Below are 14545 nucleotides of genomic sequence, written 5' to 3' on the forward strand. Positions count from 1 at the left end.
ATTCCTCCTCACGTTTTCTCTTTTTGCAGCTCAATAATCTCCTGCAGGCGCTTTTCCGCAGCCTTGTCATTATATTTGCCGGATTTTATCTTTTCTTGCAGTCTTGTTGCTTCAAGGAATATTTTGTAATCACTTGAAACTGTAAATTTTTCATTTGGGTATTTTTTTTCGAGCTTATCAGCCAATTTTTTTTCGATGGCCTTCATCCTGAAACGCTGCAAATGCTTAACCTTGTAGGCAACGAGAAAGTCCTTCTTTCCTTTGATGACGGCAACATCATATAATTCCGGTAACGCTTCGACATCCTTTTCCACACTTTTTTCAGAAACTTTTGGGCCTTTATCCGTTGTATGTACTGGATCCGGATTTGTCCTATTCATTAAAGCAAGCTCGCTGCTTCCTTCATTTGCTCCACAAGCGCCGAGAAGCAATGTGACTCCCATAATAAGAAACACTGATTTTTTCATGATCCTTACCCTTCCTGCTTATTCCCATTTGTTCTTTTATTGTTTGCATACAAGGAGTATTTATGCTCCTCAGATTGAAAAGGAAAATATGCCTGCTATGCAGTATCGCTTTGTTTTCAGGCTAACCTCTTCTTTTTCCAAAAAAAAGAAAGCGTACCGGAAGGCAGCTTTCTCTGTTATGAACCATGTGCACGTTTGCGGCGTTTCCGTCTTCCGCCGCCGCAGCCGCATCCCCTTCTTTTCTTAGGTTCAGTTGGTCCTGTTTGTTGTTGCTCAGCCTGTTGCTGCTCTTTTCCTTTGTATTGTTTCCTCGCATCCATGTTAATTTCCCCTCTCGACTTAAAGATTCTACTCTTTTACTATATGTAGGAGGAGAAATGTTGTTTAATTCAGTCGCCTAGCAGCCTTCCTATTATTGTCTCGATTATACTGGCTATTGCCGCTACCGCGAAAATTAGGATAATGGCCACTCCAATTGATGGTAAATAGGTATATACTGCCAGAAGCCCTGTACTTACCCACACTCCTGTGCACCAATAGCAGCTAAGCAGTTCGCCGATCAAGCTGCGGATCGGACCTTTTTTCGGAATGGTATACACCTCATCCCCTTCTATAATCTCTTCAAGGAAAGGGGCCCTGATAATTTCAGCTATTTTGTCAAATACAATTACTCTTGTCAGCCGGAAGGACGCCAGCCCTATGATGAACAGAACCTCAATCGTAAAATCCCCCATATTCATACTCCTTTTCTTTGCCTAATAGGCTTGTATCCCTGATTAAAATAACTAAAATTGGGCTTTTGACCCAACCCATAAAGCTCCTCCATACATACTCTGATAATGCAAATAATTATCTACCTAAAGGAGGAAAATCCATGAGTTGTGGTTCAGAGTTCTTCACAAGCAACTGTGTGTGTGATACCCTGCTCGCAATCGTGAAAGCCCAGGATAAAGTAAATCCAATTAGAGAAGATGACGATTGTGAATTTGGATGCGAAAGGGCTATTCACGAGCTGGTTGAAGGAGTACAGAACAATATGAATGACACTATTCCAGTCATTCTGGTTTGCAAAAGCACATGCGAACCGTTCAAGGCTGTTGGGGTGAAAAGAAGCGGAAGCAATAGTCACCCATTTGAAGTCGTAACCGGGTGTGTGTTCAGGGTAGTAGATGTGGATCCAGACACTTGCTGTGCAACGCTTGAAATCCTGAAAAAGGTTAAATCCTCAGGAGGATCAGGTTCCAAGCACGAACATGATGATGACACATTTGACTGTGTGAAAGACCTCGAGAAGGCACATAAGCTTAAGCGTACTGGAGTATGCATCACAATTGACCTTAACTGCTTCTGCGGCGTATCCTGCGTCTTCCCGCAAAACTTATTCGATTAAAAATTTTGCAGACTGTTTCGTTAAATGAAACAGTCTTTTTTTTGCATTCTTTTATAATTATGCTAATCGAAGGCTATTTTTGACTGCCAAGATACATTTAAAAGGAGCTGCATGAATGCAACTCCCTTCTCTTTTAATCAAGGACCTCTATTTCCGAAATATCTCCAAGGTTAATTTTCCCACTCCGGCCATTTATTTTAATAAATACTTCGCTGCCTCGTTTGCTGTAAATCTGGAAGGTCAGCGGCTCACCTGCTACTATCGCTTTTACAATTGGCTTTTCAAGGAAATGAGGGTACCTGGCCAGGCTGTTTACTGTTTGCCATATCTCCTTATCCAATTTAGTCTGAACAGGAGTCTTTTCCGGCTGTTCTGAGTGGTTTTCTTTAGAAATCGACGGCTTGACACTGGTCTCTTCTAATTGTTTTAGAAACATTTCTATCAAATTTTGTTTTTTCTTCCCTGGTTCAATTTGTGAGATAAGGTGCTCCTCATGATTGATAGCATCGTGTTCGTTGGCGGGAGCGTCCTTCTGTAAAATCGGTTCCTGTTTTATTTTGATAATTTGTTGCTCCTCCCGAGTGGCAGTTGGTGCAACCTCCCCGTAAAGTGTATCTTTTAGGATGGATCCGCGCAGATCCTTATCCTCTGTATAAACTGAAGTTGGATTAGTCGGGTCTTCCTCCTTTTCAGTAAACCTTCTCCTCCACAAAAACCGTTCCTGCATGCGCAAGGAACCGTTCGTGAACTCAGGCTGTACGATATATAGCAATGGTTTGGCATTCTTCTGTTTATCCATCCTCATCCCTCGTTTCGTTTTTGGGCAAATCTCTACTAACCATGTGTATGCAGGGACATACTTAAGCGTTAAAAGTCGGGGAGTATCGGCCCATTTTTCACAAAAAAAAAGCCTGCCCTTGGAAAGAGGCAGGTTCTAATGTTTTAGAGAATGTGGTAACCGGAGTCACAATGGATGTTTTCACCGGTTATGCCGCGGGACATATTGCTGAAAAGGAATACAGCGGTGTCGCCGACTTCTTCAGTTGTTGTGGCACGGTGGAGCGGTGCCTTTTCCTCGATTTCCTTGAGGATGAGGTTAAAGTCACTGATGCCCTTTGCAGATAGTGTACGGATTGGGCCGGCAGAGATTGAGTTGATTCGGATGTTTTGTGTACCCAAGTCACGAGCCAGGTACTTGACGCTTGCTTCAAGCGATGCTTTGGCTACACCCATTACGTTGTAGTTAGTGATTGCGCGTTCGCCGCCAAGATAGGTCATTGTCACGATACTGCCGCCATCAACGATCATGTCGCGTGCTTCCTTTACAACCGCAGTCAAGGAGTAGGCGGAGATGTTTTGTGCAAGCAAGAAACCATCCCGTGTTGTGTTCAGGTATTCGCCAGTCAATTCTTCTTTGTTGGCAAAAGCGATACAGTGAGCGATGCCATGGATGGTGCCGACTTCCGCGCGGATTGTATCGAAGCAGCGCTTGATTTCTTCGTCAGAGGTAATATCGCATGGTAGGACCATTGTCCCTTCTGCCTCAAGTGAATTAGCAAGTTCGCGGACGGAATCGCCAAGGCGTTCTCCAGCGTAGGTAAAGATAAGGCGCGCTCCTGCGTTATGAAGAGAGCGGGCAATGCCCCAGGCGATGCTGCGTTTATTTGCAACTCCCATGACTACATATGTGTTCCCTTTAAGTGATATCGACATTGTGAAAAAATCCCCCTATTAATACAAGTTATTAGTAGTTGGTACTAATTGTACACTAGTTCTTCTAAAAAGAAAAGTATTGGAGATGACAAATGTCATATTCAATATGAGCGTAGTAGTTTCATGAGGTGCTAAATGGTTTTACATGACTCAATTGAAGCCCAATGGTTTTGAAACTATCACAATGTGACGACTCTGAAGTTTCAGCAGGGTAATGATCACATAGCTTGTTTCCCTATGTGACCTAGTCAAGCGGCGGGCTATCCTTTAGGTAACATATACGCTATACCGCCTCCTTTATTTGCACGCATACTTCTCCTCCCATGAATGACTTATCATTAAAATGCGGTAAACTATAGGAAGATTTGTTTTTTCGGAGGACTACAAATGAAAATTGATATCATAGGGGATATACATGGGTGTTACCAGGAGTTTGTTGAGCTGACTGAAAAGCTGGGTTATAAGTGGGATGAAGGTGTGCCCGTGCATCCGGATGGGAGGAGGCTGGGATTTGTTGGTGACCTTACAGACAGGGGGCCAGAGTCGCTGAAAACAGCCGATCTGGTTTGGCGTCTCGTTGTTGAGCGGAACGAGGCATATTATGTGCCCGGAAATCATTGCAACAAGCTATACCGCTATTACTTAGGCAACAAGGTGCAAGTGTCACATGGCCTCGAGACTACGGTGGCCGAATTTGAGGCGATTGATAAAGCCGCGCAAGATCAGGCAAGGAACCGGTTTGTTGAACTTTATGATCGAAGCCAGCTTCACCTTGTCCTCGATGGCGGCAAGCTTGTAATTGCCCACGCAGGGATCAGGGCGGATTATATAGGTAAGACTGGCTCTAAAGTAAAGACATTTGTTCTCTATGGGGATATTACCGGTGAAAAACATCAGGATGGCTCACCGGTTCGTCGAGACTGGGCTGCAAAATACAATGGAAAAGCGATCATTGTCTATGGGCATACACCAGTAAGCGAGCCGAGAATCCTAAACAATACGTATAATATTGATACCGGGGCAGTATTCGGTGGAAAGCTGACCGCGCTCAGGTATCCGGAAATGGAGCTTGTTTCAGTCCCGTCTTCCATGCCGTATTTGGCTGAGAAGTTTCGAAAAATTGAATGATAATGTACTTTTTTAAAAAAGCTTCAGACAATTTTTCCCTCAGTCGTTTTGGCCAACCTATCTTCTTATTCCAGAGGCTAATTTTGTTATTGAAAAGCATTCTCTGTTACCTTTGCACGCTCGGGCAGCTCCGTTCGGGCACTGAGACGGCTTCTCTGTTACCATAACTTTTTCAAAGTTAAAAATCCGGCTGGAACCCCAGCCGGATTTTCCTATTTAAGTAACATAGCCATATCTTGAGGCATGCTTGCCTGAAAGCTCATTTGTTTATGGTGGAATGGATGCGAAAAGCTGATTTGCCGGCAATGAAGCGCCTGCCTCCCAATTTTCTCAACAGTTCCCCCGTACAGGCTGTCGCCTAGCAGCGGATGGCCAAGATGAGACATATGGACGCGGATTTGATGAGTCCGCCCTGTTTCAAGCTTTAGCTCAAGATGGGAGAAATCGTGATCGACTTCCTTTAGCACCTTATATTGAGTAGCCGCATATTGCCCGTCGTCACGGACTTCCCGTTCTATGATGCTGCTCGACTTTCGGCCAATCGGAGCAATAATCGTGCCTTCTTTTTCTAAAAGAACCCCTTTCACGAGCGCTTCATAAGTTCTCTTTACCCCGCCTGTTTTTTGAAGCTTACTGAAGAGATGATGGGCATGGCGATGCTTGGCAACCAGGACTATCCCCGAGGTGTCCCGGTCAAGCCTTGTGACAATATGGGTGGTCGCAGCGAGTCCAATAGAACGATAATAGCCAATTAACGCATTGGCCAGGCTGCCCGACGGATGCTCTCTAGAAGGAATCGTGTTCATACCGGGCGGCTTGTTGACGACCAGTAAATATTCATCCTCAAATAAGATCTCAATCGGGATATCTTCTCCCTCCATCCCCTCAGCTGGTTCTTCGAGTGGGAAATACACGTCAAGCGTATCACCCTCGATGAGCCGGTAAAGGACATTTACTTCTCTTTCACCAACCAGGATGGAGCCTCCCCTGAATTTGATGTCAGTCAGCGAAGCCGAACTGATCTCATTTTCTCTCAAAAATTCCTTGATCAACTTGCCAGTATCTTTGGCTGTGATGGTCCAGGTTAATTTAAAGCGGCCAGTAGCCATATGTTTACCCTCTGTTTCGTTGTTAGCATTTAATCCGAATCTGAAATGAACGAGTCATGGACGCGTTTCCAGAATGGGAATGGCCGGAAGCGCGCAAAGCGGATTTTCTCCTCCGGCACCCGGAATTGAATCGACTTGACTTCCTTGTGAAGCATCGTCAAGTGGTCAATTGTCACTTCAAAGTCGGTGCGGTTGACCGGCTTCAGCATGCACGTATGATGCGCAGGCAGTATAAGCGGCGAGCCAACCGTTCTGAACACACGGTTGTTAATTGACGCCATTTCGGTAAGCTGCAGTGCTTCAATGGACGGATGAATGATTGCTCCGCCAAGCGCCTTGTTATAGGCGGTACTTCCTGAAGGTGTCGATACGCATAGCCCGTCGCCCCTGAACCGTTCGAAATGCTGGCCGCGAATATCAACATCCATGACAAGCGTTCCTTCAAGTCCCTTTACAGTTGATTCATTGAGTGCAAGGTATCTTGATTCCTTGCCGCCATGCTGGTAGCGGATAATCACTTCAAGAAGCGGATATTCCACAACCTGGTACGGTGTCTTCGCAATTGCTATGACGAGTTTTTCGATTTCCTCCGGCACCCAGTCTGCATAAAAGCCGAGGTGGCCCGTATGAACGCCAACAAACGATGTTTTGGACAACCGGCTGCTGTAGCGGTGAAAAGCGTAAAGCAGCGTACCGTCGCCGCCAATCGAAATGACGATATCCGGCTGGTCCTCGTCATAAACAAGGTCAAAATCGAGCAGGTACGTCCTCATCTTATGCATTAATGTATTCGATTTCTGGTCTCCCTTTGTCGTAATCGCAAATTTCATAATCAGATACTCCTCAACTTTGACATTCCACTTACCCTTTCCAAGCCGGGGATCAGGATTGCCCTTTTTTATCCTGTTGGCTTTCTTTTTTTCTTGTAAAAAAAGCCTGGGCCTCCTGAATTTCCCCGCGGATGAGCGACATCTCCTCATCAAGGCGGAAAGCCGCTTCTGCCGCTCGCTGCAGCCTGTTTTTAATATCTTCAGGGAATTGGCCCTCATATTTATAGTTCAATGAATGCTCGATGGTTGCCCAGAAATTCATTGCCAGTGTCCTGATTTGAATTTCAGCAAGAATATTCTTTTCCCCATGGATGGTTTGGACCGGATAGCGGATAACAACATGATAGGAGCGGTAGCCGCTCGTTTTTTCATGAGAAATATAATCGCGTTCCTCAACAATCTCAAAATCGTTCCGGTTGCGGAGAAGCTGGACGACTGTCCGAATATCATCAACAAACTGGCACATGAGCCTGAGCCCAGCAATATCCTGCATTTCCTCTTCTAATCTTTCAAGCGGAATGCCTTTCTGATTCGCTTTGTCGAGAATGCTCGCAATCGGCTTAACCCTGCCAGTCACAAATTCGATTGGGGAATGGCTGGTGTCCAGCTGAAACTGGCTTCTCATCCCTTTTAACTTAATCTTCAACTCCTCAACAGCCTGTTTATATGGTGCGAGGAACGTTTCCCAATTCTTCATTCCTTCTGTCCCCCCAAGCGTGAAAGCGGGGCAGCCCCGTGTGCTGCTGCGCTGGCGTTGCCGCATGTTTTAGAATATGCTTTCTACCCGTGACACCATTTCATCGCCGTAATTCCCATTTCCCTTAATGTTTTCAATAAGGTATTCAAGCTCCGAATAGAAATTTTCCATTTCCACCCGGCTTCCTTCAAATTGCAAATATACTTTAAGCTGCTGTCCAAACCCCTGTTTTAATTCTCCCCACAGCTGTTCTGGCAGGCTTATGTATATATATTCCTCATCCTTTTCCATTAAATAAATAAACGATAAATTGTCTGAATCGACAAGCATCTGGCCTCTTGGCAGGAGGCCCTCAATTCCTTCAGCAGTCTCGAGGACAAGTTCCTCTTGATTAAGCTTTGCATTCGTTACAGTAAGTTTTGTTTTCACGAAATCAACCTCCATCTATCAATTCACTATTTTAGCATACTCACAGCCAATCTCCCAAAAATTGCATCAACCAAAAAAACAAAGGATAATGAATGGTAAGCAATTAGAAAAGCAGGTGTACGCATGGAACAGAATATTGAGATTGAATTTAAGAATATAGTGGAAAAAGATGAATTCAATAAGGTTGCCCAGGAATTCAAGCTGGGCCTATCGGACTTTAAACATCAGGCCAATCACTATTTTGACACATCCTTATTCCGGCTAAAAGATGCAGGTTCAGCCCTCCGCATCCGGGAAAAGGAAGGTAAGCGAGTGCTGACCTTAAAGCAGCCATTTGGAGATGGTTTGCTCGAAACACATCAGCGTCTTTCAGAAAAGGAATTTAATGATGCTATCCATCTTGGCAAGCTCCCCGAAGGGCAGATTCAGACAGAAATTGAAAAGCTCGGGATACAGTTTGAAGAACTTGCCTATTTTGGCACACTGGAAACATCGCGTGCAGAAACCCAGTATAAAAAAGGACTGCTCGTACTCGATCATAGCAGCTATCTAGGTACAGAGGATTATGAACTGGAATATGAAGTGGAGGATTATCATCAGGGGAAGGAAGTCTTTTATGCTCTTTTGAAGCAGCTTGGAATTCCAAAACGGGAGACCCTGAATAAGATCCGCCGGTTTTATAAAAGAAAGCTTGCACTTGAGACTGAAGGCAGTTAAAAGAAGCCAACAGGACTAGCTCATCAACTTGCAGTTAAAGATTAGAGAAAGCAAGGCCTGCTTCGTGAATCTTTCCATTGTGTCCCGGATGATTACCTTTGTAGCTTCCATATATGAAACGGAAATTCAGATAAACAGAAGCTTTCAATTATCTAGTTAAAGCCAAAAATGGCAGGGTGTTTCCTTTTACAGAGCGATTTATTTGAGATATAAATAGGGCATTGCTAAAATAAAGAGACATTCCACATATAAACAGTGGATAGATACGAAAACAAGCAATTCAAAGGAGTTGTCAACATGACCGGGAAAATGCCTGTGCCTTATGAGGCCCTCGGAAAAGAAACATTGCATCGGCTTGTAGATGCATTTTATGGACTCGTGAGACAGCATCCTGATCTTGCCCCTATATTTCCAGATGATTTAACTGAAACTGCCAGAAAACAAAAGCAATTCCTGACCCAGTATCTCGGAGGGCCACCCCTTTATACTGAGGAACATGGACATCCAATGATGCGCGCAAGGCATTTGCCTTTTCCAATAACTCCTACACGTGCCCGCGCCTGGCTTTCCTGCATGAGCCAGGCAATGGACAAAGTTGGCCTGGAAGGTCCGTTACGGGAGGACTTTTACGCCCGGCTTACGCTGACAGCCCAGCACATGATCAATACGCCCGACGGCGAAGAAACAATAGGTGAGCAGGCATGATGGAATACGATAAACGCTTCATGAACAGCCAATTACCCCATCATTGCCACGGCACTGAGAAGAAACCGCTCGAAATTTATATATTTATCGATCCTCTATGCCCGGAGTGCTGGGCAATGGAGCCAATTATAAAAAAACTGCAAATTGAATATGGACGTTATTTTTCAATGAAGACTGTCTTAAGCGGAAAGCTTACCATGCTGAATATGGGTAAAAAGAAGAAATTCGAAAGCATTGCCCAGCTCTGGGAAAAAACCGCTAGCCGCTCCGGTATGTCATGTGATGCAACTCTATGGCACGAGAATCCCGTTATCTCCCCATATATTGCGTCTATTGCCATCAAGGCCGCAGAACTTCAAGGAAGAAAACCTGGCGCCAGGTTTCTGAGAAGGCTTCAGGAAGTGCTTTTCCTCGAAAAACAGAACATCTCGAATTTCGATGTCCTGAAGGAGGTGGCTCGTACCGTCGGACTTGATGTCGAGGAATTTATAACGGATATCCATTCCGAAACAGCCGCAAAGGCATTTCAGCAGGATTTAAAAATTACAGCTGAAATGGAAGTCGATGAGAGTCCTACCCTGGTTTTCTTTAATCAGAACTCCGATGAGGAAGGCATCAAGATTGCCGGATATTATCCTTATGAAGTGTATGTCCAGGTACTTCAGGAAATGCTTCCCGAGGAGCCACAGCAATCCCCTCCGCCGCCATTGGAAACCTTCATGAAGTTTTTCCGTCTGGTTGCCTCAAAGGAAATCGCTGTCGTTTATGACCTGTCGATCCCCCAGGTCGACCGTGAAATGAAAAAATTGCTCTTAAAACAAAAAGTTGAGCAAATACCTGTGAAGTACGGAACGTTCTGGAAGTATGTAAATCAATGACACATATTATTTTCCACACCAAAAGGCCATCCCGGCTGCGAATCGGGATGGCCTTTTTCTAATATCATTTTCTTCATGAAAATGAAAAATGCCCCGCTGCGGCAGGGCATTTTTCTATAAAAATACGAACAAAGGGGATGGGAGAAATTTTTCACGGTTCAAACAAAGGGGTATATGTTTGTTGTGATCAACTTCACGTATAAAATATATCACGGGTAGCTGTACTTTTTCAATAAGAATGTGCCTTTTTTCACATAATTGTCATATTCTCCGACCAAGCCTTTCCAGTAAACGGTTTCAGAGGAGCATGATAGTTGACAACAGGAAAAGCGGAAGCGCCTTCGTGACAGGCAAATACCGCCTGTCCCTGCGATGATTAATCTAAGGAGCTTTCCTTAGTGCCACAGCGTCGTATGGACTGGAGGGCCTCGAAGGAGATAAAGTGAAACTTCCATCAGTGGCGCCCTTCCACTGATGGTTAGTTGAACGAATCGGACCTTTAGGGACAGTTGCCCTTTAGGGCTTACTGTCCCTTAAGAGTGGGATAAAGGAAACACGATGAGCACAAGCGAATCGATGTTGACTTATCGTAACGAGGGGACCGAAGTACACTAGGCGCTAGGCGCTGGAGCTAGACAGTTCTCAAAGAAAAGATATACTTTCTGATACTTTAAAAATTTCCCCTTGCTCGTTCATGAATTGACAACTTGGACAATAAATTAGAAATAATGCTTACATATTGGAGGCTTTGATATGAACGGATTCAAACTTGCTATCCTTATCCTATTATTTATCTTTTCCCTTTTCCTGAATTTCCTTGGGCTTATGAATATTTTCCCCTTTCTAATCAGCGCCCCCCTTCTGTTTATCTCTATCTTTTTTCTCATATCAATGTTTAATCACCGCCGCCGCTTTCGGGGTTTTTAACAAGGGGTTCCGTTTTTGGGTGCTTCTTTTAGGTCTCCATTATGACAAAAATCTTATTTAAAGAGAGTGGGTTTTATCTCTATCTTCTCATTTTGATGCATTACGGTGAACCGTATCACAACGAAGAAAAGCGGCTGCCAACAGGGCAGTCTTTTTTATAGTGGAAATAGAATTTATTTACAAAAAACCAGAACCCTTTTTGATTTCAAACGTCTAAACAATAGGATTCCAAAATGGGGGAGAAAAGAATGGTTGAGGACGAAATAAACGATTGGTTTGACCAGTACCATCAAACGATATTCAAATACATCTTTATGCTTACAAAAGACTATCAACAATCAGAGGACCTGACCCAGGAAACCTTTTTGAAGGCTTATAAGCATTATGAATCTTTTAATCGTAATTCCAATGAAAAAACATGGCTATTTAGTATCGCACACAATCTGTCAGTGGATTACCTGAGGAAACAAAAACCTTTACGTTTGATCAAAGAACTTTTTCAGCCCCAGGTTGACCACCGTCAGCTTCCAGAAAATATTGTTTATTTAAAGGAAAGTTCAAGAGAGATATATGATGCTCTTTCAGCTACTAAAGAGTCACAGCGGGAAGTAATCATATTGAGGAAGATTAAAGGATTTTCTACCAGTGAAACTGCTGAAATATTGAATTGTTCGGAAGGGAAAGTCAAGTCCGCTTTACATAGAGGCATGCTTTCATTGGAGAAGCAGCTTAAGAAACAGGAGGATTACCATGAGCATACAAACTGATATTACGTCCCATGATCGTGCTCTGCAGAAAGTTGAATATGAGATGGAATGGAATATCGAACGCTCTCAAAAGGTAAGGAACCAACTAACTAAAAAGATTCAAAGGAGCCGATTGAAAACAACTGCCAGAAACACGGTTATTTATCTTTTATCTATTGGGGTTAGTGCTTCTATTTTCATTTTATTACTAACTAATGAGCTGGCATGGAATGATGGAAAAGTTCTCTTGGGAAGCAAAGCGAATAATGAACAATTATATACAATGGAAATGATCAATGGGAAAGAAACACCAGTGCTTACTGAGAAAGGCATGAAAAGCCTCGTGTATCCAATGGATGCCCATAAGCATATAAAAACAGTTGTCGGGGAGCCAATTATTAGTACACATTTGGATAATGCTTGGGGAAAAGAACAACTTTACATTTTCGCATATTATCCAACAAGCACTGTTGGCAGGGGCATATCAGTACATTATTCGCTTAACGATACAGGGTCAGTGGAGCAAAGAATTAAAGAATTCTTGCCAGACTACCCCCTATACGGTCGCAATGTTAAAGAGGTAAAAGTTGCTGGGCAGCGGGCTGTACTTTATGAGCCAACAACGGATTATGGCGTTACTGAGTTGTATATTGTCACCAAGAAATATGTTTACTACCTATCAAATTCTGGATTATACGATGAAAAGCAAGGAAACAGCGAAGAACTAATCCAGCTTGCCAGCTTATTTAATTTTGAAGCAGAGAAATAAACGGCAAGAAATATTCTGTACTAAACACAAAAATGCTTGGACAAATCCAAGCATTTTTGTGTTTTTATTAACAGTACTGCAAACATATTGCCCCATCTTCATGTATAGTGACGGTCCTCAGATCCCTTTAGCTCAGAAGCTGTTCCATTTCATTCAGCTTCTCTTCAAATACCTTGCAGGCACCTTTGACAGGCTCTGGGCTGGTCATATCGACGCCAGCCTTCTTGAGTACTTCAATTGGGTAATCGGAGCTGCCTGCCTTCAGGAAGTCCAGATAACGCTTAACAGCCGGCTCGCCTTCCTCAAGAATCTGATTGCTGAGCGCAGTTGCAGCACTGTAGCCAGTCGCATATTGGTACACATAATAGTTGTAATAGAAATGCGGGATCCTGGACCACTCAAGGCCGATTTCCTCATCAATCGTAATATCCTTGCCGCCGAAGTATTTCGTGTTCAGCTCATAGTAATCATTTGTCAGTGACTCGGCTGTCAGCGGCTCATTGTTCTGGGCCTTGGCATGGATATGATGCTCAAACTCGGCAAACATTGTCTGGCGGAACACCGTGCCCCTGAAGCCTTCCAAGAAGTGGTTCAGCAGGTACAGCCGCTTTTGCTCATCGTCAATTGTTTTTAACAAATAGTCATTGAGCAGCGCTTCGTTGCATGTAGAAGCTACTTCGGCAACGAAAATGCTGTAATTACCGTAAGGATACGGCTGGTTCTTCCTCGTATAATAGCTATGGACCGAATGCCCGAATTCGTGGGCAAGCGTGAACAGATTGTTAACATTGTTTTGCCAGTTCATCAGGATGTATGGGTTTGTGCCATACGCACCTGACGAATACGCTCCGCTCCGCTTCCCTTTGTTTTCGTGGACATCAACCCAGCGATTCTCGAAGCCTTCCTTCAAGATGTTTTGATATTCCTCACCAAGCGGTGCAAGCCCGTTTAACACATACTCGCGTGCTTCGTCATAGGAGACGTCCATCTTAACGTCCTTAACAAGCGGAGTATAAAGATCATACATATGCAATTCATTAACACCGAGCACCTTTTTGCGCAGCTTCACATAGCGGTGCAGCAAATTGAGATTGTCGTTTACAGTTCCCACCAGATTATCATAGACACTTTCAGGAATGTTATTAGCCGCAAGCGCAGCATGGCGGGCAGAATCGTATTTCCTCACCCGGGCATAGAAGTTATCCTTCTTAACCTGTGCCCCAAGCGTCGAAGCAAATGTATTGCGAAACTTCCCATACGTATCGTAGACAGCCTTGAAGGCATCGTGGCGGACACGCGGGTCAGCGCTTTCCAGGAAACGCGAATAGCGGCCGTGGGTTACTTCGACTTCCTCGCCGTTTTCATCCTTGATTGCAGGGAATTCAAGGTCTGCATTATTAAGTGAACCAAATATACTTGAAGATGCCCCCATCACTTCGCCGGCTTCAGCAAGCAGTGCCTCCTGCTCCGCGCTCAAAACATGCGGCCGCTGCAGATTGATTTCCTCCAGGGCATGTTCATAAAGTTTCAGCTCCGGCTTTTCTTCCAGGAAGCCATTAATCTTTTCAACGTCAACCGCCAGGATTTCAGGAACAATATAAGCCAACTGGCTTGCTGCCTGGGAATACAGTGCCTTCATCCTGTCATCAAGACCCTGATAGAAGGAGTTGCTTGTATCCTGGTCATAACGCATATGCGCATATGTATACAGCCTGCCAAGCCTCTCCAGCAACTGGTCCTGCTCCTTTAATGCCGTATACAAACTTTCAGCGCTCTCACCCAGCTTGCCGCGATGTGCCGCTACGCCGGGAATCAAACCCTTAACATCCTGAAACTCCTTCTCCCACTCATCATCCGATGCAAAAATATCTTCAAGGCGCCATGTCTCCTCAATAGCAACCTCACTTCTCGCTGGCAATTTTTTTACCGTAGTTTCATTCGTCATAATTCATCCTCCATTCGACATTTCGACTTTCGAAGTAATACCATTAATACTATTCTCGCTTTTTTAAAAAATTCCTGCAATTAATTTGAATAACA

General features: G+C 44.1%; 17 protein-coding genes. 7 read left to right on the top strand and 10 right to left on the bottom strand.

What is annotated here, in order from left to right; translation table 11 throughout:
- Positions 1–8: 8 nt before the first annotated feature.
- The 3 genes from AM500_RS20090 to AM500_RS20100 form a co-directional block, all read right to left on the bottom strand.
- Positions 9–467 carry a hypothetical protein gene (locus AM500_RS20090; RefSeq protein ID WP_053600826.1) on the bottom strand — a complete coding sequence of 153 codons (459 nt, stop codon included), beginning with the start codon at positions 465–467 and terminating at the stop codon, positions 9–11.
- Positions 468–643: 176 nt separating this feature from the next.
- Positions 644–787, bottom strand: a complete 144-nt coding sequence (locus tag AM500_RS20095; protein ID WP_156319864.1) for a hypothetical protein — start codon at positions 785–787, stop codon at positions 644–646.
- 69 nt (positions 788–856) lie between these two features.
- Complete coding sequence (locus AM500_RS20100; protein WP_053600828.1) at positions 857–1201, bottom strand: DUF1360 domain-containing protein; 345 nt, start codon at positions 1199–1201, stop codon at positions 857–859.
- A gap of 140 nt (positions 1202–1341) precedes the next feature.
- Between AM500_RS20100 and AM500_RS20105 the strand changes: the two genes are divergently transcribed.
- Positions 1342–1857 carry a CotY/CotZ family spore coat protein gene (locus AM500_RS20105; protein WP_043933026.1) on the top strand — a complete coding sequence of 172 codons (516 nt, stop codon included), beginning with the start codon at positions 1342–1344 and terminating at the stop codon, positions 1855–1857.
- A 133-nt stretch (positions 1858–1990) separates the two neighbouring features.
- On the opposite strand, the gene AM500_RS20110 is transcribed toward AM500_RS20105, so the two are convergent.
- Entirely contained in the window at positions 1991–2656 is a 666-nt protein-coding gene (locus AM500_RS20110) for a hypothetical protein (RefSeq protein ID WP_053600829.1), read from the bottom strand.
- A gap of 143 nt (positions 2657–2799) precedes the next feature.
- The gene (gene fabI, locus AM500_RS20115) at positions 2800–3570 is read right to left on the bottom strand and encodes an enoyl-ACP reductase FabI (RefSeq protein WP_053600830.1); all 771 of its coding nucleotides are present in this window, start codon (positions 3568–3570) and stop codon (positions 2800–2802) included.
- Positions 3571–3957: 387 nt separating this feature from the next.
- On the opposite strand from fabI, the gene prpE reads away from it, so the two are divergent.
- The gene (prpE, locus tag AM500_RS20120; protein ID WP_053600831.1) at positions 3958–4698 is read left to right on the top strand and encodes a bis(5'-nucleosyl)-tetraphosphatase PrpE; all 741 of its coding nucleotides are present in this window, start codon (positions 3958–3960) and stop codon (positions 4696–4698) included.
- Between the two features lie 212 nt (positions 4699–4910).
- Here the strand turns inward: prpE and AM500_RS20125 are convergent, their stop codons facing one another.
- From AM500_RS20125 to AM500_RS20140, 4 genes are all read right to left on the bottom strand, one after another.
- Complete coding sequence (locus AM500_RS20125) at positions 4911–5807, bottom strand: RluA family pseudouridine synthase (protein ID WP_053600832.1); 897 nt, start codon at positions 5805–5807, stop codon at positions 4911–4913.
- Between the two features lie 29 nt (positions 5808–5836).
- Positions 5837–6637: an NAD kinase gene (locus tag AM500_RS20130; protein WP_043933031.1), complete on the bottom strand. Its 801-nt coding sequence runs from the start codon at positions 6635–6637 to the stop codon at positions 5837–5839.
- 52 nt (positions 6638–6689) lie between these two features.
- Entirely contained in the window at positions 6690–7334 is a 645-nt protein-coding gene (locus AM500_RS20135) for a GTP diphosphokinase (protein WP_053600833.1), read from the bottom strand.
- Positions 7335–7403: 69 nt separating this feature from the next.
- Positions 7404–7763, bottom strand: a complete 360-nt coding sequence (locus AM500_RS20140; RefSeq protein ID WP_082347312.1) for a UPF0738 family protein — start codon at positions 7761–7763, stop codon at positions 7404–7406.
- Between the two features lie 123 nt (positions 7764–7886).
- On the opposite strand from AM500_RS20140, the gene AM500_RS20145 reads away from it, so the two are divergent.
- The 5 genes from AM500_RS20145 to AM500_RS20165 all read left to right on the top strand — a co-directional run bounded on the left by AM500_RS20145 (position 7887) and on the right by AM500_RS20165 (position 12505).
- Positions 7887–8480: a CYTH domain-containing protein gene (locus AM500_RS20145; protein ID WP_053600835.1), complete on the top strand. Its 594-nt coding sequence runs from the start codon at positions 7887–7889 to the stop codon at positions 8478–8480.
- A gap of 297 nt (positions 8481–8777) precedes the next feature.
- Positions 8778–9185 (top strand): globin domain-containing protein, encoded by a 408-nt coding sequence (locus AM500_RS20150; RefSeq protein ID WP_043933035.1) that lies wholly within the window; start codon positions 8778–8780, stop codon positions 9183–9185.
- Complete coding sequence (locus tag AM500_RS20155; RefSeq protein WP_269432615.1) at positions 9185–10063, top strand: ClpXP adapter SpxH family protein; 879 nt, start codon at positions 9185–9187, stop codon at positions 10061–10063. The genes AM500_RS20150 and AM500_RS20155 overlap by 1 nt, the downstream gene beginning before the upstream one ends.
- Before the next feature lie 1175 nt (positions 10064–11238).
- Positions 11239–11757, top strand: a complete 519-nt coding sequence (locus AM500_RS20160; RefSeq protein WP_053600837.1) for an RNA polymerase sigma factor — start codon at positions 11239–11241, stop codon at positions 11755–11757.
- Positions 11741–12505 (top strand): hypothetical protein, encoded by a 765-nt coding sequence (locus AM500_RS20165; RefSeq protein ID WP_053600838.1) that lies wholly within the window; start codon positions 11741–11743, stop codon positions 12503–12505. Before AM500_RS20160 ends, AM500_RS20165 begins: the two co-directional genes overlap by 17 nt.
- Positions 12506–12632: 127 nt before the next feature.
- Here AM500_RS20165 and pepF read toward each other — a convergent pair whose 3' ends face one another.
- Positions 12633–14450 carry an oligoendopeptidase F gene (gene pepF, locus AM500_RS20170; RefSeq protein WP_053600839.1) on the bottom strand — a complete coding sequence of 606 codons (1818 nt, stop codon included), beginning with the start codon at positions 14448–14450 and terminating at the stop codon, positions 12633–12635.
- Positions 14451–14545 lie beyond the last annotated feature (95 nt).

This window comes from Bacillus sp. FJAT-18017, assembly GCF_001278805.1.
Classification (GTDB): domain Bacteria; phylum Bacillota; class Bacilli; order Bacillales; family Cytobacillaceae; genus Bacillus_D.

Bases quoted from the DNA above. Each gene is read 5' to 3' on its own strand.
- AM500_RS20090 (WP_053600826.1), bottom strand. From the start codon at position 467: ATGAAAAAATCAGTGTTTCTTATTATGGGAGTCACATTGCTTCTCGGC.
- AM500_RS20095 (WP_156319864.1), bottom strand. From the start codon at position 787: ATGGATGCGAGGAAACAATACAAAGGAAAAGAGCAGCAACAGGCTGAG.
- AM500_RS20100 (WP_053600828.1), bottom strand. From the start codon at position 1,201: ATGGGGGATTTTACGATTGAGGTTCTGTTCATCATAGGGCTGGCGTCC.
- AM500_RS20105 (WP_043933026.1), top strand. From the start codon at position 1,342: ATGAGTTGTGGTTCAGAGTTCTTCACAAGCAACTGTGTGTGTGATACC.
- AM500_RS20110 (WP_053600829.1), bottom strand. From the start codon at position 2,656: ATGGATAAACAGAAGAATGCCAAACCATTGCTATATATCGTACAGCCT.
- fabI (WP_053600830.1), bottom strand. From the start codon at position 3,570: ATGTCGATATCACTTAAAGGGAACACATATGTAGTCATGGGAGTTGCA.
- prpE (WP_053600831.1), top strand. From the start codon at position 3,958: ATGAAAATTGATATCATAGGGGATATACATGGGTGTTACCAGGAGTTT.
- AM500_RS20125 (WP_053600832.1), bottom strand. From the start codon at position 5,807: ATGGCTACTGGCCGCTTTAAATTAACCTGGACCATCACAGCCAAAGAT.
- AM500_RS20130 (WP_043933031.1), bottom strand. From the start codon at position 6,637: ATGAAATTTGCGATTACGACAAAGGGAGACCAGAAATCGAATACATTA.
- AM500_RS20135 (WP_053600833.1), bottom strand. From the start codon at position 7,334: ATGAAGAATTGGGAAACGTTCCTCGCACCATATAAACAGGCTGTTGAG.
- AM500_RS20145 (WP_053600835.1), top strand. From the start codon at position 7,887: ATGGAACAGAATATTGAGATTGAATTTAAGAATATAGTGGAAAAAGAT.
- AM500_RS20150 (WP_043933035.1), top strand. From the start codon at position 8,778: ATGACCGGGAAAATGCCTGTGCCTTATGAGGCCCTCGGAAAAGAAACA.
- AM500_RS20155 (WP_269432615.1), top strand. From the start codon at position 9,185: ATGGAATACGATAAACGCTTCATGAACAGCCAATTACCCCATCATTGC.
- AM500_RS20160 (WP_053600837.1), top strand. From the start codon at position 11,239: ATGGTTGAGGACGAAATAAACGATTGGTTTGACCAGTACCATCAAACG.
- AM500_RS20165 (WP_053600838.1), top strand. From the start codon at position 11,741: ATGAGCATACAAACTGATATTACGTCCCATGATCGTGCTCTGCAGAAA.
- pepF (WP_053600839.1), bottom strand. From the start codon at position 14,450: ATGACGAATGAAACTACGGTAAAAAAATTGCCAGCGAGAAGTGAGGTT.